This is a genomic window from Pusillimonas sp. NJUB218 (genome assembly GCF_003788685.1).
In the GTDB taxonomy this organism is placed as follows: domain Bacteria; phylum Pseudomonadota; class Gammaproteobacteria; order Burkholderiales; family Burkholderiaceae_B; genus Neopusillimonas.
On record NZ_NQMK01000001.1, the window covers coordinates 239,657 to 262,743 of the forward strand.

Below are 23,087 nucleotides of genomic sequence, written 5' to 3' on the forward strand. Positions count from 1 at the left end.
TTACTTGGCGGCTGCAGCAGCGGCCTTGCCAGGGTCTTTAAGCTGTTCGACTACGTCGAATTCGACGTTTTGAAGCTTGCCGTCGACCTTTTTAACTTCGCGAATGTAAATGTTTTGAATAATGTCGCGTGTTTCGGGGTCGATGGTAATGGGGCCGCGCGGGCTTTCCCAGCTCATGCCTTTGGCAGCTGCGACAAACGCGTCACCGCTTGCGTCGCCTTTGGTTTTTTCAAGCACGCTGTAAATCAGCTTCATGCCGTCGTAACCGGCAACCGACATGAAATTAGGGCGCTTGTTAGGGTTGGCCTTGTAATAGTCTTGCGTGTACTTGCGGTTCAAGTCAGAGTCGTGGGATTCGGCGTACTGCATCGAGGTGATTGCGCCGATGGATTCGTCGCCCATGGCGTCCAGGACGTCTTCGTCGGTCAGATCGCCCGGGGCAATAAGCTTGATGCCGGCCTTGTCGAGGCCACGTTGTTTGTAGCCTTTAAGGAAAGACACGCCTTGTTCGCCGGCGGGCACAAACAGGAAGACCGCATCAGCACCGCTGTCTTTGACGCGTGCCAGGAAGGGGGAAAAGTCGGGGTTAGCCAATGGTGTACGGACCTGACCGACGATTTCGCCGCCGTTTTCGGTGAAGGTTTTGGTGAACTGCTTTTCAGCATCGTGACCCGGGCCGAAGTCAGCCACCACCGTGTAGACCTTTTTGATGCCGTTCTTGGCGGCCCACTGGGCCATAGGCGCCGTGGTTTGCGGCAGGGTCATCGACGTGCGCACAATATAGGGGGAACGTTCTGTAATGGACGAAGTGGCGGCATTGAGAACGATCATCGGTGTTTTGGACTGGCTTGCGATGGGCGCCACGGCAAATGCCGACGGGGTCAGGCCGAAGCCGGCCAGAATGTCGACCTTGTCTTGCACAACGAATTCTTGAGCGGCGCGTTTGCTGACTTCGGGCGCGACGCCAGTGTCGTCTTTGACTTCGATGACGACTTTACGGCCGGCGACGGTGTCGCCGTGCTGTGCCATATACACTTTGGCGCCGTTAAGAATTTGCTGGCCATAAGAAGAGAAGGGGCCGGACATAGGCAGGATGAAGCCGATTTTCAGGTCTTCAGCGGCGTGCGCCACGGTGCCCATCGAGGCGATGGACAGCGCAACGAGACTGCGTTTAAGGAATTTAGTCATCTGCATGGAGTGCCTCCGGTGGTTGTGTTTTTGTGTGCACTGATAGTAAATATGCCTTACTAAGGTGTCAAGTTTATGGCCAGTATGCGCTGTCGCGAAATGGTAATAAAATGGCCCGGTCTATTTACTGACCACGATTATTTGAGGGCATTGGTGTGCCCTGTTTTCCCGGAGACCTTGGCTTATGAGCGCTGCTACCGACGGCAAACTTACTACTGACATCAACGCCCCCGAATGGGTGCGCCACGAGCGCCTGAAAGCATGGGTTGCTGAAGTCGCAGCACTGACTCAACCCGATCGCATTGAATGGTGCGATGGCTCGCAAGAAGAGTACGACCGTCTGTGCAACATGATGGTCGAGGGCGGCACCTTGCGGCGCCTCAACCCCGAAAAGCGCCCCAATTCGTATTTGGCCTGGTCCGATCCGTCCGACGTGGCCCGTGTCGAAGACCGTACGTTTATTTGTTCGCAAAAGCAAGAAGACGCTGGCCCCACCAACAACTGGATGGACCCGGCCCAAATGCGGCAAACGCTTAACGGCCTCTTCGAGGGTTGCATGCGTGGCCGCACCATGTATGTCATTCCCTTTTCCATGGGGCCGTTGGGTTCGCCCATTGCCCATATTGGTGTCGAGCTCTCCGACTCGCCTTACGTTGTTGTCAACATGCGCATCATGACCCGTATGGGCCGTAAGGTTTACGACGTTCTGGGCACCGATGGCAGTTACGTGCCCTGTGTGCATTCGGTGGGCATGCCGCTGGCCCAGGGGCAGGCTGATGTCGCTTGGCCCTGCAACAGCACAAAGTACATTGTTCATTACCCCGAAACCCGCGAAATCTGGTCGTTTGGTTCGGGCTACGGCGGTAACGCGCTACTGGGTAAAAAATGCCTGGCCTTGCGTATTGCATCGGCCATGGGCAACGACCAGGGCTGGATGGCTGAGCACATGCTGATTCTGGGCGTTACGTCGCCCGAAGGCAAAAAAATGCACGTCGCGGCCGCGTTCCCGTCGGCATGCGGTAAAACCAATTTCGCCATGCTTATCCCGCCCGCGGCACTGCCCGGCTGGAAGGTCACCACCATTGGCGACGACATTGCCTGGATCAAACCCGGTGCCGATGGCCGCTTGTATGCCATCAACCCCGAGGCCGGCTATTTTGGTGTTGCGCCCGGCACCAACGAAAAAACCAACTACAACTGTATGGCCACGCTGCGCGAAAACGTGCTGTTCACCAACGTCGCGTTAACAGACGACGGCGATGTCTGGTGGGAGGGCATGGGCCCGGCACCTAGCCACCTGGTTGACTGGCAGGGCAAAGATTGGACGCCCGACTGCGGTCGCAAGGCAGCCCACCCCAACGCCCGCTTTACGGTGGCCGCCGACCAAAACCCGGTTATCGACCCCGACTGGGACAACCCTGCCGGTGTGCCTATCGATGCCTTTATCTTTGGTGGCCGTCGCTCCGACACCGTGCCTTTGGTTACCGAGGCGCGTAATTGGCTCGAAGGTGTTTACATGGCGGCTACGCTGGGTTCCGAAACTACTGCAGCCGCTGTCGGCCAACAGGGCGTCGTGCGCCGAGACCCGTTCGCCATGTTGCCGTTCTGCGGTTACAACATGAGCGCCTACTTCGAGCACTGGCTAAATATGGGCGAGCGCCTCGAACAAGCCAATGCAACCTTGCCTCGTATTTTCTGCGTCAACTGGTTCCAGACCGACGACAACGGCAAGTTCATCTGGCCAGGTTTCGGCGAGAACATGCGTGTTCTTAAATGGATGCTCGAACGTATCCAGGGCCAGGCCGACGGGCAAGAGCACTTGCTGGGCATTACCCCCCGCTACGATGACCTTAACTGGGAAGGCCTTGAGTTTACGGTCGACCTGTTCGAGCGGATTACGGCTGTCGATCATGCTGCCTGGAAAAAAGAGCTTGAACTGCATGCCGAGCTCTTCGAAAAGCTGAGTCACGGTTTGCCCGAAGCACTGCCCCGGCACCACAGTCAACTGACGATTCGTCTGCAGGCTTAAGCAGCGTCAATGGGCATGCTTCGTCGCTTCTGGGCAGGTCTGGTTGCCTTGCCCGTGGCGTCACAGCGCCGTTTGCAAGGCTATCGCTGGTTGTCCCAACAGCCTGCGATGCTGGTATGGGCCATGGTGGCCGGTGTCCTTGGGGCGCTGGCCACCATGGCTTTCTACGAAGGCATTCACATTTTTCAGCGTACGTTCTTCGGCCAACAGGGGGCTGTCGAAGACGTAATCCACGCCTTGCCGTGGTGGGGCCGCTTGCTGGCCCCCATGTTTGGCGGTCTGGTTGCCGGTATTTTGCTGGTCTGTGCCGGTCGTTACGGCAATAACAAACCTTCCGACTACATGGAGTCTGTCGCAATTGGCGATGGGCAGTTGTCCGTACGGGAAGGGTTGCTGCGTTCTGTCTCATCCCTGTTTTCGGTGGCTTCCGGCGGCTCTATTGGTCGTGAAGGGGCGATGGTGCACTTGGGGGCGATGGGGGCTTCCATTCTGGGCCGGTTCTTTTCTTTCAACCGCTCTCGTCTGCGTCTTATCGTGGCTTGCGGCGCAGCCGCAGGGGTGGCTGCGGCCTACGGTGCGCCCATTGCTGGCGCGCTTTTTGTGGCTGAAATTGTTTTGGGCACCATGGCTATCCAAACGGTTGGCCCGTTGCTGATTGCTGCCGGGGTGTCTAGCCTGACGGTGTCTACGTTGGCCAATCACAAAGTCAGCTATACGGTGCCCGATTTGCCCATGGTCGATGCCGTGACGGTCTTACCCCTGTTGTTGCTGGGTGTGCTGTCGGGGGTTGCGGCACCTTATTTTTTAAAAGGCCTCGATTTTTCGCGCTCGCTGTTTAAGCGCACCGGCCTGGCTTTACCGTTGCGCCTGGCCCTGGGCGGCGCCTTGCTGGGGATGTTGCTGGTGTTTTTGCCCGCGGTATCGGGCAACGGCTACAGTGTTGTGTCATCGCTGCTAAACACGCCTTGGCCCTGGTATGCGGTGTTGTTTATCATCGTGTTCAAGTTGTTGGCCACTGCTTTTACGGTGGGCTCAGGCGCTGTCGGCGGGGTTTTTACGCCTACCATTTTTGTGGGCGCCGCTGTCGGCACTTTGTTTGGCCAAGTATTGGCTTGGGTAGCCCCGTCGTTGGCATTGTCGCCTTATCTATATACGGCGGTAGGCATGGGGGCGTTCTTGTCGGCAGGTACTGGGGCGCCGCTCATGGCCGTCCTGATGATCTTCGAAATGACGCATAGCTTTACGCTGGTGTTGCCGCTGATGCTGGCCAGTGTGGTGGCCTATTTTGTTGCGCGTGCCATTGCCGAAGTCGCCATTTACGAAGTGACCCTGACGCGTGAGCGTGACGTGTTGCTGCGCAACCGTCTACGTAATACGTTGTTGGGTGATTTGGTCAAGCCGGCGGTGACGGTGGTGTCCACGCCCACGCCGGTATCGGTTGCCCTGCAAATGTTTAACGACTACCCGGTGCGTTATGTTTATGTGGTTGACGAAGACAGCGTGTTTCAGGGGGTTATTGCCCAGCAAGACCTGACCAATTTGCTACGCACTCAGAGTGACGTCAGCGAGACGACGGCTGGCGATGTGCTGCGCCTGGATTTCGTCAAACCAGCGCACCCCGACATGAGCCTGGATGAGGCGCAGGAACTGTTCGTGAATTTTTTGGGGGAGCGCTTGCCGGTGGTCACCCGGGGCGACCAGCCCAAGTTGTTGGGTGTTGTGTACAAGTCGTCGGTGCTCGAAACCTACTTTGCCATGAAGCGTTCGCTGGACAGTGGCGGCGACAGCATTTATTTTTAAGCCGATGACTGGCGCCCGACGTAGCAAAATGCATCGTGGGCACTTAAAAAAATCAGCCCGTCCAACCGTTGCCCGAGTGTCGTCCCTTGCAGGCGATCCATTACCGGCCCTTTGACTTCGGCCAGCATAAATTTAATGTCTTTTGCCTGAAGGCTGCTTTGCAATTGGGTTAACGCCTCGAGAGCGGTAGAGTCTATTTGGTTGACAGCCGGGCACAGCAGCAAAACGAATCGGATCTTCGGGTCGCGGGCGACGAGTGCTTCTATTTTGCTTTGCACCAGCGCAGCATTGGCAAAGAACAGGCTTTCGTCGACGCGTAACGCCAGCAAATTAGGCAAAGTATCTACTTTGTGGCGCTCGATGTTGCGGAAGTGTTCGGTGCCCGGCACACGGCCAACGACGGCAATATGGGGGTGGCTGCTGCGCCATACCAAGGCCGCCAGCGATAACGCCACGCCCAGAATGACGCCGGCTTCTACGCCCAGCAACACCACACCCAGTAAAGTAGCTAATAAAGAGAGTGCGTCGGCGCGGTCGTAGTGCCAGGTTTCTTTGAGTGTGCTGACATCGATAAGCGAGGTGACAGCCACAATAATGGTGGCTGACAATACCGCTTGCGGCAGGTTGTAGAACAGTTCGGTAAATGCCGCAATCACGACGGCCATTAACAGCGCCGAAACAATGCCGGCCAGTGGGGTGTTTGCACCCGCCGCGAAATTGACGACCGATCGAGCGAAGCCGCCGGTTACCGGGTAGCCACCCGACAACGCACTGGCGACGTTTGCAGCGCCCAGCCCCAGCAACTCGCGGTCGGGCACGATTTTTTGCTGGCGTTTAAGCGCGAGCGACTGCGCGACCGATACGCTTTCGACGAAGCCGACTAAAGAAATCAGCAAGGCGGGCAGCCATAACGCGGCCATGCCTTCCGATGTGGGCAAAACTAATTGCAGGGCAGGCAGGCCCTGCGGTACGTTGCCCACAATACGCACACCAGCGTCCTGGGCGAGGTTAAGGCTGCTGACCATGGCTGTCGAAACGATCACGGTCGCCATGGGGGCTAGCCGCCCTAAGAGCCCGGCCAGCTGGGCCGACACCCCGAGCTTTTGCAGCCACAGTGACAGCCATTTTCGGGCCACCACCAGAAACGCCAGGGTACCCAGCCCAATGACGGTAGTTGCCGGGTTGGCCTGATGTAAATGGGTAATTACGTCGTGCAAGATGCCCAAAACATCGGGCGACGCGCTGTTGATGCCAAACAGGTGCTTGATTTGACTGATGGTGATGAGGATGGCCGAGCCCGAGATAAACCCGCTGATGACCGGGTGGCTAAGGAAGTAGGCCAGAAAGCCCAGGCGCAGCGCGCCAAAGGCTAGCAGCATGACCCCGGACAGTAACGACAGTTGCGCCGCCAGAGCGACATACTGGGCGCTGCCCGGTGCGGCCAGGGGAGCAAGTGCGCTGGCCGTCATGAGAGAGGCAACGGCAACAGGCCCCACGGCGAGCGTCATGCTGCTGCCAAACAAGGCATAAGCAATGAGCGGCAACACGCTGGCGTACAGACCGATTTCGGGCGGCAGGCCCGCCAGCATGGCATAAGCCAGGCTTTGCGGGATCAGCATGACCGTGACAATCAGTCCGGCGGTCAGGTCGCCCGAAAGCTTGTCGGCCCGGTAGTGTTTCAGCCAGTCGGGTAGCAGTCGTTTCATGGTTTGGGTGTTGACCGTTTACTTGGCCCTGCGGTTGATAAGCTCGAAAAGGCCCATGCCTGCCAGCATGGCTGCTACAAAAATAAAGGCTTTGATTTCGCCGGAGCCCAGCGAGACCAGTGCAGGACCGGGGCAAAAACCCGCAAGGCCCCAGCCTGCGCCAAAGGCAAGGCTGCCCAAAACCAAGCGCTTGTCGATATCTTTTGCGGTGGGTAATTTAAGTGCGCCGCCCAGAAATGTCTGGGTCCGTTTGCGGGCGACCTGGAATGCAACCAGGCCCACCATGATGGCGCCTCCCATTACAAAGGCCAAGGAGGGGTCCCAGGTGCCAGTTAGGTCAAGAAAGCCCAGCACCTTGGCCGGGTTGCTCATGCCCGACAGTATCAGACCCAGCCCAAAAACCAGGCCGATTGCAAATTCGAAAATACGTAACATGATGGTGTCCTTCAAGTTAGCCGCCTTAGCCCACGACATGGCGCACGATATAAACGGTAATAAAGCCTGCGGCCATGAAACTTAGCGTAGCCACCAGCGAGCGTGGCGACAGCCGCGACAGGCCGCAAACACCGTGGCCGCTGGTGCATCCCGAGCCGAACCGGGTGCCCAGGCCCACCAGCAGCCCCGCAATAATCAGCGTTGGGGTATTGGCCTCGATCGCGATGTTGACCGGGTCGGCCAGCAGCAGCCAGAGCCACGGGGCGGCAAAAATGCCCAGAATGAAGGCAACGCGCCAGCCGAAATCGCCGGCGCCAGGGCGTAACAGCCCACCGACAATGCCGCTGATGCCCAGCACCCGGCCAAAAAACAAAATGAACAGCGCGGCCGACAAGCCGATAAGCAGGCCACCCGACAGGGATGTCCATGGGGTGAAGTTTGTCCAGTCAATGCTCATGGTGTGGCTCCGGATCGTGACAGAATTGCTCGTACAGGACTTGCATGATGGCCAACGTTTGCGGGCTGGCAATTTGGTAGTAAATGTTTTTGCCGACACGGCGGGTGGTGACCAGGCCCTCGGTGCGCAGTACGCCCAACTGCTGCGACAGTGTCGGTTGGGCGATGCCTACCAGGTCTTCCAGTTCGCTCACGCAGCGTTCTCCCTCGGTAAGCTGGCACAGCAGCAGCAGGCGATCGGGATTCGATAATATTTTCATGAGGCGGCAGGCCTCGTTGGCCGCCGAACGTATGGCTTGTAAATCTAGTGTGGCTTGTTCCATGATGTGTTGACGGTGATCAAACCAGAATGTTGTGAACTTCGATATATTATATTTACACATATTATATAAATCAATATAATGATTGCATTCTCTTCCGCTTATGCATACAAGGTGTCTCATGAACCCCATTGTTAAAGGATTCTTCGACCCGGCAACCTGGACGGTGACCTACGTGGTCTACGAAAAGCCAGGCTCAGAATGCGCCATCATTGATTCAGTCCTCGATTACGACCCAAAGTCTGGTCGTACGCGCACGCATTCGGCTGACCAGGTAATTGCGTTTGTTAAACAGCACAATTTGCGTGTGCAATGGATCCTCGAAACCCATGCCCACGCCGATCACCTTTCGGCTGCACCTTACTTGCGCAAACAACTGGGCGGGAAAATCGCGATCGGCGCCAATATCACTCAGGTCCAGGGTGTATTCAAAAAAATCTTCAATCTCGAACCCGACTTCCAGCTTGATGGCAGCCAGTTCGATGCTCTCATCCACGAAGGCGTGCCTTTCAGTATTGGTGGCTTGGTGGGCGAGGCCTTATATGTGCCAGGCCATACGCCGGCCTGCATGGCCTACAAGATCGGTAATGCGGTGTTTGTGGGCGATACGCTGTTTATGCCCGACGTCGGCACGGCGCGTTGCGACTTCCCCGGCGGTGATGCCCACGCCTTATATCGTTCGGTGCGCAAGTTGCTTAGCTTGCCGCCCGAAACACGTATGTTCATGTGCCACGATTACCCGCCCGAGGGGCGCGATGTGCAGTTCGAAACCACTGTGGCGGCGCAGCGGGCCCATAATATTCACATCCACGATGGCATTTCTGAAGACGCATTCGTGACCATGCGCACTCAGCGTGACGCCACACTCGATATGCCGACGCTTATTTTGCCGTCGGTACAGGTCAATATCCGGGCCGGCCATATGCCGCCCACAGAAGACAACGGGGTTAGCTATCTGAAGATCCCGGTCAATATGTTGTAGGCGAAGCTGTTTTACTTACTTAAAACGAGGTGAGCTATGAAGAACGTCGGCGGAATTGATCGCGCATTGCGCATTATTGTTGGCCTGGCACTGATTGTGGCCACGTTAATGGGTTATATCGGGGTTTGGGGCTGGATCGGTGTCGTACCCTTGGTCACCGGTTTGTTGGGGTCGTGCCCGGCTTATAAGTTGTTTGGCTTTTCCAGTTGCCCGGTAAAAAAATAGAAATTTCCGGCATAAGGGCGTGCTGCGATGGCGCTCTGCTCTTTTGTTTGGGGGAGTCATGAAAAGGCGGCATTTTTTGCAGTCTGCCGGTGCACTTGCGTTTTTAAGCGCGGCGGGGGTTAAGCCTTTGCAAGCACAGGCGGGTAAGGGCGCGCGTATTGTTATTGCCGGGGCAGGAGCTGCGGGTCTTAACCTGGCCTCGCGGCTGTCGCGTGCCATCGATAATGCTCACATTGTTTTGGTCGATGCTAAACGACAGCATGTTTTTCAGCCGGGTCTGACGCTGATTGGGGCGGGTCTTTGGCCGGCAAATAAAGTCATCGACGAAAATGCCCGCTACGTGCCGGCAGGGGTTGAATGGGTTCAGCAGGCAATTGCCGAATTTGACCCCGAGGCCAACCGTGTGATCACAGCCGATGGCAAGTCTATCGCTTACGATTACCTGTTCGTGGCTACCGGTCTTACCCTCGATTACAACGCGATCGAAGGCATGAGCACTGATCTTATAGGTAAAAAAGGTATTGCGAGCGTCTATGCGGGCCCCCAGGCTGCCGAAGCATCGGCCAAGGTAATCGATGCCTACATCGACGGTGGTGGCGTTGGGTTGTTTGGTCGGCCCAGCACTGAAATGAAGTGCGCTGGGGCACCCCTGAAAATGACCTTTCTTACTGATGACAAGGCGCGTCGACAAGGCCGCCGTCAGGCGCTCGATATCGTTTACAACGCTCACAACACTACGGTTTTTTCGGTTGCGCCGGTCAATGACAAGGTTAAAGCCTTGTTCGCCGAGCGCGACGTTAAAGTGAACTACGGCCATGTGCTGTCTGCTATCGACCCAGACCGCAAAGCGGCGCGCTTTAAAACAGCGCAGGGCGATGTCTGGCAAGATTACGACTTCATCCATGTCATTCCACCCATGCGTGCTCCAGATGCCGTTAAAAGCAGCCCACTGCCCTGGCAAAATGGCCCGTTCGCTGCCGATGGCTGGGTGCAGGCCGACAAGACTACGTTACGTCACCCCCGGTATGCCAATGTGTTTTCGGTTGGCGACGTCGCGGGTGTACCCCGTGGCAAGACGGCGGCCAGCGTCAAGTGGCAGGTGCCTGTGGTTATCGAGCACCTGCTGGCCGATATATCAGGCAAGACATCGTCGGCCGCATATAACGGCTATACGTCGTGCCCGATGATTACGCGCTATGGTAAAGCCATGCTTATCGAGTTCGACTACGATGGCAAACTGGTGCCATCGTTTCCGTTTATCGACCCTCTTGAAGAACTCTGGGTGTCTTGGTTGATCGACGAAAAGGCCCTGTTGGGTACATATCGAGCCATGTTAATGGGCCGCGCCTAGGAGACCACAATGAGTGACTTCAATCCACTGTCGTTGTTCTACATTGTTTCGGAAATATTTTCGGTGTGGCTTTGGCCGTTGCTGATCATTACGCTGTTGCTTTTGTGGGGTGTTGTCAGCAGCTTTAAAAAGTTACGCAGGCGCGGGCTGTCGGCCGGCGGCGCCTTGTTTGCAGGGTTGCTCGCTGGTTTTATCGCAACCGTGCTGGCGACGTGGTTGTTGCCGTACAGCAGCCACGCTGACCTTTCCGCATTCACTGCGTTTGTCGACTTTCTTGCGGTATTGGCTATGGCATTGGTTGCTGGTTTGGGGGCGTTTGCGTTGGTATTTACTGTAATGGCAAGGCGGCGCATTGCCAGCGCTCGTTCATAAGGTGCAGCTATTTGTCGCTAGGTAATCTTGTACTGCAGGCACTTCGCTAGGCCGATGCCGTATACAGCTTGAAGCCGTTGCGGCTTTCGTGTTTTACGGCATACATGGCCATGTCGGCATGGTGCATCAGTGCTTTGGCGTCTTTGGCGTGTAGTGGGTAAACCGCAGCGCCAATGCTGGCGGTTAGCTGGATAGTCTCCCCGTTGTCCAGTGCCAGTTGTGCCGTCAGGGCATTCAGCAGTCGGTGCCCCAGCGTTTCTGTATCATCCGGGCGGTTGATGTTGGGCATCACAATGGCGAATTCATCGCCGCCCAGGCGCACCAGTACGTCGCCTTCGCGTAATAACGATTTCATCCGGCGGGCCAGTTCAACCAGTGCCTTGTCGCCAGTGGCATGGCCGTATTTGTCGTTAACTGGCTTGAAATGATCCATGTCGATCAACAGCATACCGACATATGCATCAACGACCAGCGATTGCTCGAGGGCTCGGTTCAGCATGTTTCGGTTGCCCAGGCCGGTTAGCGGGTCGGTGAGTGTCTGGTGCTCCAGCGTAATATAGTCAGTCAGTTCGAGCGTGATTTTTCGCAACTGGTCGGCCGCTTCGAGGTCGACCTGCGACCACGGTTTTGCCTGCCCTCGCGCTTGTTCTACCCATGCTGCAAAAGACGTGCGCGGCGATAGCCCGGCATGGGTGTCAGCACTGACGTCGTCGGCGGGTGACCCGGCCCATTCGAGCGTTTCGCGGATTTCTTTGCGCAAGAGCACAATGAAGTCTTGGTCGGAAACTTCGATATACAACACACCCGATGCCAGTTTGACCAAGTTGTCGTTGGCGCTGAGTGCGTCGGTGATTTGGTTGCATGAAAAAATGGGACCGGCTTGCTGGCTGACTAGCCAGTCGAGCAGCGCGCGTCGGTCGGCAGCTGACGGTACATCGCCGTCGGAGTAATGCTCGTGTCGGTAACTGATCCAGACTCCGTCCGCCTCGAATATCCGACGCGCTTCGGCCATTTGGCGCTGAATCAGGCCAGTTGTGACACCATTGGCCAAAATATCTTGTTTAAGCTGTCGACGCATCAGCAAGTGCTCGTGTCGCTCGTTGGCTCGGCACAAGCGTTTAAGTCCGCTCATGTGAAGGCCGGTAGCGCTGGCCAGGTGTTCACAAAGCTGGCGGTCGGCAAACGATAGCCCTTTAGGCTCAAGGTTGTGACACGTGACCAGACCCCACAACTCACCCCCGACAATAATCGACACACTGAATGCCGAGCGAATACCCATATTGTGCATGTACTGGATATGCGCGGGGTGTACGGCGCGTAATTCGGCAAATGTCAGGTCGATGGGGTCGGACTGGGCAGAAAGAATATCTGCAGCCGTAGCTTGTGCGTCGGCAATAAGACGCTGCAGCTTTTTGCGGTAAAGCATGCGCGCGTTCTCGGGAATATCGTTGGCTGGGAAGTGTTGATGCAAATACCCCTGTATGCCCGGTTTGGTAATTTGGGCGGTGACTTTGCCGTGCCAGTCGGGCATGAACTGCAACAGCATGACGCGGTCGTAGCCGGTAACCAGCGCAATAAACTGCAGAAGGCTTTCGGCCGCTTGTTGTTCGGTCTCGACGCGTGTCAGCTGACTGAAGCAGGCAGCCAGTATGGCGCCCCGATCGCTGCTGATCAACTCGGTGTCGGACGGGTTCTCGAATTCGATAATGACTTGGTTGCGCGCACGGTGTCGCGCCATGACCAGACGTCGCCCACGAATAGCGACCGTGTGCAGATGGACGCTGGACACCCCGTGCAGGGGCGAGTTGGCCAGACTGGACGGTGGGTGAAGTTCGGGAAACAGGGCCATCCAGGGGCGACCCAATAGGTCGTGCGTGGTCAGCCCCAGCCAGTCTGAAACGTTGGATGATGCCGCAACAATGACATCATTTTGGTCGGCAATTAACAGCGCGCCATGAGTTTGGATCTTTCCCATGGATTGCAACTGCGCAGTCAGGCAATCGTCGAAGACCGGCCGGTTCATCGTCATGTCGCGGTGCTATAGAAGGTGTTGATGAATATCTTGAATCCGAGTGTAGCCCCTGCCAGTAGTTCGGCGTCATCTATGTCGGTGCTCTGATCGTTGATGATGTCGCACAGGCAAGACCAGGCGTTTGAGTTGTTGGCCAAAGTGGCCCAGTAACTGTCGGGTCCGACGCGTAGCCCAGGGTTGTGCTGTTGCAGGCTTCGTTGAATAAAGCGACTGCCTTGTGTCGCTCCTTCCAGCACGTAACGCAGGCCCAGGTAGCGCGACTGCTGTTGTGACGAGATGATGGCTTCTAGGGCGTGGCGCTTGTCAGCAGGGGATACAAACGTGTGTGTTGGCGCCAATGCTGTACCGACATGGGCGGGGGTTACTGTTGTCCCGTCGTTATTGTGCCGGGCTATTTCCAGGGAAATCAACGTCAGGCGAGACGCATAAGCCGGCAGCGCGGGTGGCCGTGCGCTGTCAAGCGCCAACAGCTCAGGCTCGACCTGGGCGTGGGCCGTATACATGGCCGCCATAACGCGTTGGTACGCGACCGACGTCAGGCCGGGTTGTAAAAGGGCACGTAACGGCGCCGACGAGTCAAGTCGGGCATGCAGTGCCTGAGTGTGGTTGCGAAGCCATGCCTGGCGACCGGCATGGCGCGCTTCATGTGCAGCGTTCATTGTCGTGTTGGCGTATGCGGGCCGGCGCCAAGGGCCTCGCGGATTTTGCGGGCTAATTGTTCGCGGTTATAGGGCTTTTCGAGCAACCAGCTGTCAAGGCCGTCGTAGTTTTCGGTGGTGAGTTGTTCGGGGTAGCCCGACGTAAACAGCACCGGCAGTTCGGGGTAGATCAGGCGGGCCTCGCGGGCCAGTTCGGGCCCTGACATGCCGCCGGGCATGGTCACATCGGTGAAAAGCAAGTCGATATCGTTATGCGCCATAAGTAATTGCAATGCCTGGGCACCGCTTCCTGCACACAACAGATCGTACCCCAAAGATTTCAGCAAGCGACAGACATGGTCTTTTACTAGCGGTTCATCCTCGACCAACAGGATTTTTTCTTTGCCGGTGGGTAATGAGGCGCTTTGAATGTGGGTTGAGGTGGTGTCGATACTTGAAGCGCGTGGCAGGTAAAGCGTGATGGTTGTGCCCTTACCGAGGGTGGACTCTATCCCGACAGACCCATTCGATTGCCGTGCAAACCCTTGCACCATGGGCAACCCCAGGCCGCTGCCTTTGCCCACGTCTTTGGTGGTAAAGAAGGGGTCGAAAACGCGTTTAAGCGTGTTTTTGTCCATGCCGACACCGGTATCGCGTACCGAAATGGCGACGTAATCGCCTTTGGCCAGCGCATCGCCCTGCTTGACCATATCGGGGGTGACATGAAGATTGCTGGTGCTAATAGTAATGGTGCCGCCGTCGGGCATGGCGTCGCGGCCGTTTATACATAAGTTAATTAGGGCGTCTTGCAGCCGGCCTTCGTCGGCAAGGGCAGGCCAGACATCGGGAGCATGCTGGCAGCGGATACGCACGCCGTTGCCTACAGCGGTGTCCAGCAAGTGTTTCATGTTGTCTAGCAGCACGGGGATATTGATGGGGCTGGGGTTAAGCTGTTGGCGGCGCGCGTAAGACAACAGTTGTGACACCAGCTTGGCGCCGCGCTCGGCGGCTTTCAGCGAGGTGTCGGCCATACCTCGCAGGGTTTTGTCGTGCTGAACGTACTCGGCGATTAGTTCGGTGTTGCCAATGATGACGGTAAGCAAATTGTTGAAGTCGTGAGCCACGCCACCGGTGAGTTTCCCCAGGGTGTCCATGCGTTGGGCCTCGTGCTTTTGCTCCTCGCGAACTTTCTTGGCGGTGATGTCTTGAAGATAGACGGTCAGCCCATCGAGGCCGGGGTAAGCCCTGACATTGAACCAGGTGCGGGTTGGCGCATAGTACTGTTCGAAGTCAGCCATTGTGTGGTGCTGTATGGCGTGCTCGAACTCCGCTTTGGTTTGTGTTTCACGCAGCGCCGGGAAAGCATCCCATAACAGCTTGCCTTTGATGTCTTCGGTGCTTTGCCCGAAGAGCTGTTCGGCCTGACGGTTTAAGAAGGTGAACCGCCATGCTTTGTCAATGCGGTACACCGCATCGGAAATCGACCGGAAAATACGGTCGGTTTCTTCTTGTGCCTGCTGCCTGGCGGCGTCGGCTGCATAGTTCTTGCGAATTTGCCGGTAGAGCAAATAGGAAAATGCCATCACCATGGCGCCCAGCAAAATCCCGAGCGATCCGTCCAGAATCGCTCTGCGCTTCCAGAGGCTCAGTGCCTCGTTGACGGAAACGCCGGCATAGACCATAAGCGGGTAGTGTTTTATTTGCCCATAAGCCACCACCCGGTCGTTGCCGTCGATTGGTGAGGTGCGCCGGTAGTCCCCCTGCAATGTTTGCAAAATAACCTGGTCTGAACCCTCGGGAGTGAATACCTGACGCCCGATGCTGGACGCCGCAAACGGGCTGCGTGTTAGCAACACACCGTCGTCGCGCACCAGGCCAATAATGTCTTGGGTCGTGTGGCGCATGTCATCGTATACCTGCGAGATGTCTTCGAGCGACAGGGTGGCGATTGCTACGCCGCTGAAGTTACCGTCGCTGTCAAACACAGGGCGGGTCAGGTCAACTACCCACTTACCGCTTATAACGTCGTGCTGGCCAATATACGGCTTTGAAATACGTAATTGCTGATTTTGGTCGTTGCGATGCTCGGCAAAGAAATCGCGGTGCCTCAGGTTATCGAGCCGGGGGCGTGTTGTTGCAATGACGGTGCCATCGCGGTCGGTGATTTGCAGCACCTCGACATAGGGAAGGTCATTGCGTCGGACCAGCAGGTAGTGGTTCAGGATGTCGGGCCCGTCGGCCACGATAACGACGGAGTGCTCGACAATGTTCGACAAGGCTTGGTCGACCATTGTGAACGTTTGCGTGCTGTGGGCCATAATCGCGTTGCGTGCGCGTGTAGCGCGCGCGTAAGTGCCGTCAATGGCGTTGTAATACGCGCCCGCAATTTCGTAGACGATGCCGGCAATAATGGCAACGGCAATAATGCCTTGGGCGACAAGCAGGCGCCTGATGTGTTTGACTTGTTGCACGAGGTGCCTCGAGAGGGATGTAGTGGGCCTGCGGGGCGTTATCGTTTTTATATTACAGGTCTTTGGGCCTTTAACAGAAGCGAAATGACCCGGCCTTCAGGTTATTTATTGCCGTTGTGTGCCAGCCTACACTGGTTGCTCAATACCGTTGCTTTTGCTAATTTTTCAGACCCCATGCCTTGTCAGGAATTAAAACGTGTCTCAAACCAATCTTTATAGTGTTCTGCGTACCGGGTTTGCCCATGACTTGTCCCGCGTGGCTATCGAAACACCTCTGCGGACCTATTCGTTTCAAGATCTGGAGGCGGGGTCGGCAAGGGTGGCAAATTACCTGACTTCGTTGCAATTGCCACCGGGAGCGCGTGTTGCGGTTCAGGTCGAAAAATCGCCCGAAGCTTTGATGCTGTATTTGGGTACGCTGCGTGCCGGTCTGGTGTATTTGCCCTTGAATACGGCGTATCGCGAAACAGAAGTGGCCTATTTCCTGGGCGATGCCGAACCGTCGATCGTGGTGTGTTCGGCCAAGAACCGCAGTTGGGTCGCGCCATTGGCAGAGCAACAAGACGGATGTCGGGTGCTCACGCTCGAGGAAGATGGCTCGGGTAGCTTGTCCGAAGCCATCGCCGGGTTGTCTGCAGCATTTGAAACAGTGCAGTGTTCGCCCGATACGTTGGCCGTCATTTTGTACACCTCGGGCACAACGGGGCGCAGCAAGGGGGCGATGCTATCGCACAAAAACATGATTGCCAATGCCAAGGTGCTCGACACTTACTGGGGCTGGCAATCCGACGATGTATTGCTGCACATGCTGCCTATATTCCATGTGCATGGTTTGTTTGTGGCGGCTCATGGCGCCTTGTTGGCCGGCGCCCGTACGATCTGGCTACCCAAGTTCGATCTTGAGCAGGCGCTGCATTATTTGCCGCGCTCAACCGTCATGATGGGTGTACCTACGTTTTATGTGCGCTTGTTGGCCGACGCCCGCCTCAATCGCGACATATGTCAGTCCATGCGGCTGTTTATCTCCGGCTCGGCGCCTTTGCTGACCGATACCTTCGAGTCGTTTCAAACACGAACGGGGCACACCATTCTCGAGCGTTACGGCATGAGTGAAACTGTCATGCTGACTTCTAATCCTTATCTCGCGACAGAGGGCCCGCGCGTGGGTGGTACCGTTGGCAAGCCTTTGCCTGGCGTGTCGGTGCGCGTGGTAAATGATCAGCTGCAGCCGGTAACTGGGGGCGACATTGGTCATATCCAGGTCCGTGGCGACAACGTCTTTTCTGGTTATTGGCGTATGCCCGAAAAAACCAAAGAAGAGTTCACCCCCGACGGCTGGTTTCGAACCGGCGATATGGGGCGCTGGGACGAACGCGGCTATTTGGTGATTGTGGGGCGTAGCAAAGACCTGATTATTTCGGGTGGTTTTAATATTTATCCCAAAGAAATCGAAAGCATTATCGACGATATGCCTGGTGTGGCCGAATCGGCCGTCGTAGGGGTGCCCCACGCGGATTTTGGTGAGGCGGTTGTGGCTATTGTGGTGCCCCGCGAGGGCGTGGCGCTGGATGCCGACCAGATTCAGGCCGCCCTGAAGGCGGGTATTGCCAATTTCAAAGTCCCTAAAAAGGTGCATGTGGTTAGTGAGCTGCCGCGCAACACTATGGGTAAGGTGCAAAAGAACGTATTGCGCGAACAGTTCCAGGCGTTGTAGCCGTGCTGCGGCATGGCCCGCAGTGGTTGCTGGGCCTGATTCAGCTTTCCAGCAGTCGGGTTAGCTCGGCCACGGCAGCTTGCGGGTTTTGGCGAGGGATGCACGCCATCACATAGCGGTCGGGCCGAACCAGTAGCCACACATCGTGTGCATTGGTGTGTTTTTCGAAATCGCCGTACACGTCGCGTACGGTGGTGGCAGCGCTTGGCGCGGCAGGAAACGCGTTGTAATAGCGCGGGGTGATGCAGATTCGTTTCAGTCCCAGCTTTTTTTCAAACGGCAGCGGCGGCAGGGCCTCAAACGCTGTTTCGGGTGTTTCCGTGAGTGCAATCAATGTAAAGCCGTGGCCCAGAATGTCGTCAAGCCGGTGTGTTTTGCGGTCGTGCTCGGTTTCAACCCAAGGTTGCGGCAGCATGCGGCCCACGCGTGTTTTCTTAAGGTCGGCCCCATCGCGCACAAAAAAGCCTTTCGAGAACCTGGGCTTGGGCTTGTAGCGCATTTGGGTGATGTATTCGTGGGCTGGGGGTATGAGTTGCAGCGCCCGAAACCCCGCTTCAAGCAAGTGCGCCTTGAGCATGGTTTCGGGCATCATGATGCGCCCCAGCTTGATCGCCATTTCAATCAATTGCCAGGCATGCTCGGGGCGTTCTTGTTGATAGCTTTCAAGCACGGCAGGCGTCATCTGGCCATTTAATACCGCAGCCAGTTTCCAGGATAAGTTAGCGGCGTCGCGCAGGCCGCTATTCAGGCCCTGGCCGGCGAAGGGCGGGGTCAGGTGGGCGGCATCGCCCAGCAAGAAAACACTGCCCTTTTTCCAGTCGGTGGCCATACGGGCATGAAAGGTGTAAACCTGCTTGCGTACAATTTCAATGCCTTCGTCGGGGCCGTGGTCGCGTAACAGTTTGCTGATGAAGTCGGGGTGGGTGACTTGTTCATCGGTCTCGCCTTCAAGCAGCATAAATTCAAACCGTCGGGTGCGGTTTGGGCCGGGCAGGTTGATGCCGGGTCTGCGCGGGTCGCAGTAAACCCGTGTTTCGCGGAAGTTGTCGCGCGTGCCTTTCAGGTCGATAATCAGCCACTTTTTTTCGTAGGTGTAGCCTTGCATGCCGACGTCAATCATGTGGCGCAGCGGGCTGCGGCCGCCGTCGCACGCGGCTACATAACGACTGGCATGCACGTAGGTGCTGCCATCACTTCGTTTAACTTCAAGCGTTACGTGGCCGTCGTGCTGGGTCAGGCCCACCACTTCCTGTTCGAACCGGACTTCGGCACGGGCAAACCGCTTGAGGCCTTCGGCCAATAGGGCTTCAAGCTCGGGTTGGGCGAAGGCGCTGCGGCGGGGGTGTCCGTACTCGGCCGATGTAGGCGAGACACGCGCAAATGGGCGACGACCTGGGCCAAGATAAACCGAGCCGTAATCCATGGCGCATCGCGCCTTTAGTGTATCGGCCAGGCCCGCTATTTGTAGGGCGCGCAGAGACTCGTCGTCTATAGAGACCGCGCGGGGCGCCTGAACCGTGGTGGCGTTTTTTTCAATGACCACAACGGGTATGTTGTAGGCGCTGAGTAGGTTGGCCAGCATCAGGCCAACAGGGCCGGCGCCAACAATCGTAACGGGAGTCATGGTTTCTGTGGTCATAGCGTGTGGCCAGGTAAAAATCAGTTTGGCAGGGCCAGGCGTTCAGAGATAAGGGACGCAGCGGCGACAATACTCATGGTCAGACGATCTTCGCGGGCGGCATCGGTGCGGGTGTCGAGCACAACAATGCTCAGGCTGTGTCTGACTTGCCCATCGGGGCTGAAGATCGGTGCGGCTATTCCGACGCGGCCTGGGTCAACCTCGCCATGAGACACGCAGTAACCTTTCTTCCTGATCTCGCGCAGCCCGGCGCTGAAAGACTTCCAGTCGTGGCCCATGTCGGCTTCAGCAATAGCGGCTGTATTGTTCTCGTATTCGCGCTTTTGCTGGCGCCATGGCAAGTGCGCCAAGATTACTTTTGATGTGGCGCCGCGATAAAAGGGCATGGGTCGCCCGCGCTCGTAGCTCGTGCCGGCGCTGGCTTTACCAATGTTTTCGTGGTGAATACACATGACATTTTTACGATACACCTGACAGATGATCAGGTCGGTGCCGTCATCCAGCGCGCTAGCCAGGCCCGCCAGTACCGGACCCGCCACTCTCGCCAGCGGGTCGGTAACGCGTATGGTACGGTCGAACGCAATGAAGGCTGGGCCCAGGCAATAGCCCTGGCCGGGCACCTCATCCAGATATTCAAATTTGAGCAGGCTTTGAAAGTACCGGTAGGCGCTGCTGATAGAAATCTGCAATTTGTCGGCTACTTCTTCAACCGTCCATAGCGGCTTTTCGTCGGTGAAAAGCCGGGGTATGGAAAGCAGTCGATCGACCGAACTTTGGCGTTCTGATGGCATGTGTCGCGCAGAAAAGTCAGGCCAGATCTTGCGCAATCGGGTTGCGCAGCAGGCCAACCTTGGTGATTTCGATTTCGCAAATGTCACCGGGTTTCATGTAAACCTGTGGCTCGCGCTTGAAGCCGACGCCGCCCGGGGTGCCTGTGGCAATGACGTCGCCCGGCTCTAGGGGCGTAAACGACGATACATATTCAATAATCTGGCCAATTGAAAAAATCATGTCGGAAATTTTGGCCTGCTGCATGATCTCGCCGTTCAGGCGGGTGGTCAGCGTTTGGGCTTCGATGTCGGAGATTTCGTCTGCCGTGACCATGTATGGGCCGAAGGCGCCTGTGCCTACAAAGTTCTTGCCGGGCGTGAATTGATGCGAATGGCGCTGCCAGTCGCGGATGGAGCCGTCGTTGTAGCAGGCGTAACCGGCTACATGGTCGAAGGCGTTTTCTGCTTTGATGTATCGGCCCGGACGGCCAATGACCAGAGCCAATTCGCCTTCATAGTCAAGTGCAGTAGACACGCGCGGCACCAGAATCGGGTCGCCTGCGGCGATCTGACTGGCGGCGAAACGGGTAAAGATCGAGGGGTGCTGCTCTACCGGGCGACCGGTTTCTTTACGATGGGTTTCGTAGTTCAGGCCGACGCAAATGATTTTGTCGGGGTTGGGAATCACCGGCAGTAGTTTGATTTCGTGAATGGAAAGCACTGGGGCAAGCGCAAGAGCCGCCTTGGCTTCGGCAAGGCCGTTGCCGCTCAGCAGTGCGCGCAGATCGGCGTAGCGATGACCCAGGATGGCGCCAAGGTTGGCGACGTGGGTATCGTCAATTTGGGCGCCATAGCCCGATTGGCCGTTGCGGCCGACAAAAGATAACAGACGCATATGGATTCCTTGAGTAAATGAAAGCGAAGGGTTAGCTGCGCAAGTATGCCTTGCCCCAACTGTTCAGGGTTTTTTCACGGTGTTGCCAGCTTCCGGTGGGGCGCGAAGCATCGCAAAGTTCAAGCTCGGCCGAAATTTCTAGCCAATTGGTGTCAGGGTCGCGAATCATGAAAAACAGGTTGTTTCCGGGGCCGTGCCGCCCGGGCCCCCAGTCCAGCAAAATATCTTGTTCCGACAGTAAGTCGGCCCAGTCGCGAATCAGGTTCCATTCGCCGGCTTCGTAGCAATGATGGTCGAAACTGCATTGGGGCGCGACAAAGATAGCCAAAATGTGGTGTTCGGTGCCAGCACGCAAAAAAGAGGAACGCAGGCTGCCATCGTCGGCGTAAACGTTATCGCTGACGGACATACCCAGCACCCTGGTGTAGAAATCGAGCATGGGCTGGATATGCGTAGTGCCAAAAGCATGGTGCTGCAATCGCGCTGGCAAACCCGTGGGGGTTGTGCGGTCGGCGGGGTCGTGACCCAACACCAGCAAATTTCCGTCGGGGTCGTGTACTGCAAAAGCTGTTTCGTCAAAAAAAGGCGAGGGCGATGCAGCAATGGCAAGGCCTGCCGCAACCACCTTGCTGCGGGCGGCCTCAAGGGCTTCGGGGCTGGGTAAGTTCCAGGCAAAGTAGCGCAGTGCTTTGGCTGTGCCTGGGCAAAAAACCATGCGTCGTTCGCGGCCCTCGCAGGCATAGCTGCCGTCCACTTGCGGCAGTACAGCCATTTGCATGGCTTGGCTATAAAAGGTCGCCAAGGCCTGCGGGTTGGCCGACTCAACGCATAAGTGATCTAGGTGGGCGGTAAACGTAGACATTGTGGGCTCCGGCAAATAAAGGCGGGTAGCGAGGGCTGAGAAAGGCAGATAGCAGCTGTGCTAAGAACGATTTTTTGCTAATTAGTAAATTTGTATTTTTATTATTTCATAATTATCAGATATTGGGAATTAAGAAATAAAAAACCACCCCGACGAGGTCGGGATGGTTAAGAAAATGACTGCGATTTAGCGCAGACGAGTCGTGGTCTTTATGCGGGGCCTACTGCCATCCCTCGACCTCGGCAACTCTTTCAAGCGCGTTTTCAAGCATGGCACGGGCGTGCCCAGCGGTGCGTTGAAGGTCGCGGTGCAAACCGGCGTCCTCCGGGCTGCGGGTCACGCATTCGGCGCTATAGGCCTCAAAGCTGTTCAAGCTCAGTATCAACTCTACCAAATGGCGTGGGCACTCACAGTAGGGGTTGTTGGCAGAAGCCAGGAAGGCCGACAGCTGTTCATCGTTAAAGCGTTGGCGTGGCGGTGTTTCGTTATTGACGGGCAAGCGTGTTGCGATGTCTGGGTTCGCCGGGCTTTGAAGCAAGGTCTGACACAGTGTGGCGATTTCGCGCGGGTCGGAACTGGCACGGGCCACCTTAAACCCCGATTGACGCAAGCGACGGATGACTTTGCCAGGCGCAAATCGGTAAAGAACAATGGCTTGGCGCGCATCGCACGACTTCTGGATGGTCGTGATCAGTGTGGCGGTTGCTTCGGTCAGTGTAGGCAGTTCGACGATTACGGCATCAACATGCGCATCTTCAAAAATATCGGCGGCCTGCTGCGGCATCATGCTGTGGCACACCACCTCCAAAGGACCGCTTTTCAGTGCATCAATAACGGTCGGGCTGGCCATGAAGGTGCCTGCTACGCCTACCTTGAAGCTGCGGCTGGGCGGCTCGGAAGGTGTGCGCATGTCTTGCAGGGTGGCCGTCGGCAGCCGGGCAACCGACCCAATCGGGTAGCCCGCATCGACCAGTTGCTTGATGAGTGTCAAGCGCTGTATGTCATCGCTGGAGTACAACCGTTGTCCACGTTCGCTCATCCGGGGCCCGATGACGCTGTAGCGCCGCTCCCAGACACGCAGGGTTTCAACAGGTACGCCTGTCAGCCGGGCAGCGGTGCCGCTGCGGTACCCGGATGGCGCGGCTTGTGGGGTAAGTGTGTGTGTAGTCATGACCAGGAACTGACCCTTTAAGTTGGTTGAT

General features: G+C 56.8%; 20 protein-coding genes. 7 read left to right on the forward strand and 13 right to left on the reverse strand.

What is annotated here, in order from left to right:
- Positions 1-1,194, reverse strand: coding sequence for an ABC transporter substrate-binding protein (locus CHR62_RS01105; protein ID WP_123659732.1), 1,194 nt, complete (start codon positions 1,192-1,194; stop codon positions 1-3).
- Between the two features lie 178 nt (positions 1,195-1,372).
- Here CHR62_RS01105 and CHR62_RS01110 point away from each other — a divergent pair, with 178 nt between their 5' ends.
- Together CHR62_RS01110 and CHR62_RS01115 are read left to right on the forward strand one after the other, a co-directional pair.
- Positions 1,373-3,217, forward strand: coding sequence for a phosphoenolpyruvate carboxykinase (GTP) (locus tag CHR62_RS01110; RefSeq protein WP_093969846.1), 1,845 nt, complete (start codon positions 1,373-1,375; stop codon positions 3,215-3,217).
- A gap of 9 nt (positions 3,218-3,226) precedes the next feature.
- Entirely contained in the window at positions 3,227-5,017 is a 1,791-nt protein-coding gene (locus CHR62_RS01115) for a ClcB-like voltage-gated chloride channel protein (RefSeq protein ID WP_233574784.1), read from the forward strand.
- On the opposite strand, the gene CHR62_RS01120 is transcribed toward CHR62_RS01115, so the two are convergent.
- Genes CHR62_RS01120 through CHR62_RS01135 form a run of 4 tightly spaced genes read right to left on the reverse strand, consistent with a single transcriptional unit; the run spans position 5,014 to position 7,937 of the window.
- Positions 5,014-6,723: a SulP family inorganic anion transporter gene (locus tag CHR62_RS01120; protein WP_123659733.1), complete on the reverse strand. Its 1,710-nt coding sequence runs from the start codon at positions 6,721-6,723 to the stop codon at positions 5,014-5,016. The two genes, CHR62_RS01115 and CHR62_RS01120, sit on opposite strands and share 4 nt — an antisense overlap.
- Before the next feature lie 18 nt (positions 6,724-6,741).
- Positions 6,742-7,158: a DUF6691 family protein gene (locus CHR62_RS01125; RefSeq protein WP_093970078.1), complete on the reverse strand. Its 417-nt coding sequence runs from the start codon at positions 7,156-7,158 to the stop codon at positions 6,742-6,744.
- A 25-nt stretch (positions 7,159-7,183) separates the two neighbouring features.
- The gene (locus CHR62_RS01130) at positions 7,184-7,615 is read right to left on the reverse strand and encodes a YeeE/YedE family protein (protein ID WP_093969844.1); all 432 of its coding nucleotides are present in this window, start codon (positions 7,613-7,615) and stop codon (positions 7,184-7,186) included.
- The gene (locus tag CHR62_RS01135) at positions 7,605-7,937 is read right to left on the reverse strand and encodes a helix-turn-helix transcriptional regulator (RefSeq protein WP_093969843.1); all 333 of its coding nucleotides are present in this window, start codon (positions 7,935-7,937) and stop codon (positions 7,605-7,607) included. Before CHR62_RS01135 ends, CHR62_RS01130 begins: the two co-directional genes overlap by 11 nt.
- Positions 7,938-8,055: 118 nt before the next feature.
- On the opposite strand from CHR62_RS01135, the gene CHR62_RS01140 reads away from it, so the two are divergent.
- From CHR62_RS01140 to CHR62_RS01155, 4 genes are read left to right on the forward strand one after another with little or no spacing between them, the layout of a single operon-like run.
- Positions 8,056-8,916 carry an MBL fold metallo-hydrolase gene (locus tag CHR62_RS01140; protein WP_123659734.1) on the forward strand — a complete coding sequence of 287 codons (861 nt, stop codon included), beginning with the start codon at positions 8,056-8,058 and terminating at the stop codon, positions 8,914-8,916.
- 36 nt (positions 8,917-8,952) lie between these two features.
- Positions 8,953-9,141: a DUF2892 domain-containing protein gene (locus tag CHR62_RS01145; RefSeq protein WP_123659735.1), complete on the forward strand. Its 189-nt coding sequence runs from the start codon at positions 8,953-8,955 to the stop codon at positions 9,139-9,141.
- A gap of 58 nt (positions 9,142-9,199) precedes the next feature.
- Positions 9,200-10,492, forward strand: a complete 1,293-nt coding sequence (locus CHR62_RS01150) for an NAD(P)/FAD-dependent oxidoreductase (RefSeq protein WP_123659736.1) — start codon at positions 9,200-9,202, stop codon at positions 10,490-10,492.
- 9 nt (positions 10,493-10,501) lie between these two features.
- Positions 10,502-10,864, forward strand: a complete 363-nt coding sequence (locus CHR62_RS01155; RefSeq protein WP_123659737.1) for a DUF5368 family protein — start codon at positions 10,502-10,504, stop codon at positions 10,862-10,864.
- 46 nt (positions 10,865-10,910) lie between these two features.
- Here CHR62_RS01155 and CHR62_RS01160 read toward each other — a convergent pair whose 3' ends face one another.
- The 3 genes from CHR62_RS01160 to CHR62_RS01170 are packed head-to-tail and all read right to left on the reverse strand — an operon-like array spanning position 10,911 to position 16,005.
- Positions 10,911-12,893, reverse strand: coding sequence for a sensor domain-containing diguanylate cyclase (locus CHR62_RS01160; RefSeq protein ID WP_123659738.1), 1,983 nt, complete (start codon positions 12,891-12,893; stop codon positions 10,911-10,913).
- Entirely contained in the window at positions 12,890-13,555 is a 666-nt protein-coding gene (locus CHR62_RS01165; RefSeq protein WP_093969837.1) for a biliverdin-producing heme oxygenase, read from the reverse strand. Before CHR62_RS01165 ends, CHR62_RS01160 begins: the two co-directional genes overlap by 4 nt.
- Positions 13,552-16,005 (reverse strand): ATP-binding protein, encoded by a 2,454-nt coding sequence (locus CHR62_RS01170; protein WP_123659739.1) that lies wholly within the window; start codon positions 16,003-16,005, stop codon positions 13,552-13,554. Before CHR62_RS01170 ends, CHR62_RS01165 begins: the two co-directional genes overlap by 4 nt.
- 196 nt (positions 16,006-16,201) lie before the next feature.
- Here CHR62_RS01170 and CHR62_RS01175 point away from each other — a divergent pair, with 196 nt between their 5' ends.
- Complete coding sequence (locus tag CHR62_RS01175; RefSeq protein ID WP_123659740.1) at positions 16,202-17,719, forward strand: malonyl-CoA synthase; 1,518 nt, start codon at positions 16,202-16,204, stop codon at positions 17,717-17,719.
- 40 nt (positions 17,720-17,759) lie between these two features.
- On the opposite strand, the gene CHR62_RS01180 is transcribed toward CHR62_RS01175, so the two are convergent.
- The 5 genes from CHR62_RS01180 to CHR62_RS01200 all read right to left on the reverse strand — a co-directional run bounded on the left by CHR62_RS01180 (position 17,760) and on the right by CHR62_RS01200 (position 23,056).
- Positions 17,760-19,358 (reverse strand): bifunctional 3-(3-hydroxy-phenyl)propionate/3-hydroxycinnamic acid hydroxylase, encoded by a 1,599-nt coding sequence (locus CHR62_RS01180; RefSeq protein WP_123659741.1) that lies wholly within the window; start codon positions 19,356-19,358, stop codon positions 17,760-17,762.
- A 20-nt stretch (positions 19,359-19,378) separates the two neighbouring features.
- Positions 19,379-20,149 carry an IclR family transcriptional regulator gene (locus CHR62_RS01185; RefSeq protein WP_093969833.1) on the reverse strand — a complete coding sequence of 257 codons (771 nt, stop codon included), beginning with the start codon at positions 20,147-20,149 and terminating at the stop codon, positions 19,379-19,381.
- 16 nt (positions 20,150-20,165) lie between these two features.
- Positions 20,166-21,023 carry a fumarylacetoacetate hydrolase family protein gene (locus tag CHR62_RS01190; RefSeq protein WP_123659742.1) on the reverse strand — a complete coding sequence of 286 codons (858 nt, stop codon included), beginning with the start codon at positions 21,021-21,023 and terminating at the stop codon, positions 20,166-20,168.
- Positions 21,024-21,054: 31 nt separating this feature from the next.
- Positions 21,055-21,885 carry a VOC family protein gene (locus CHR62_RS01195; RefSeq protein WP_093969831.1) on the reverse strand — a complete coding sequence of 277 codons (831 nt, stop codon included), beginning with the start codon at positions 21,883-21,885 and terminating at the stop codon, positions 21,055-21,057.
- A gap of 220 nt (positions 21,886-22,105) precedes the next feature.
- A complete protein-coding gene (locus tag CHR62_RS01200) occupies positions 22,106-23,056 on the reverse strand; it encodes a MerR family transcriptional regulator (protein ID WP_158214007.1) in 951 nt (316 codons plus the stop codon).
- Positions 23,057-23,087: the final 31 nt, after the last annotated feature.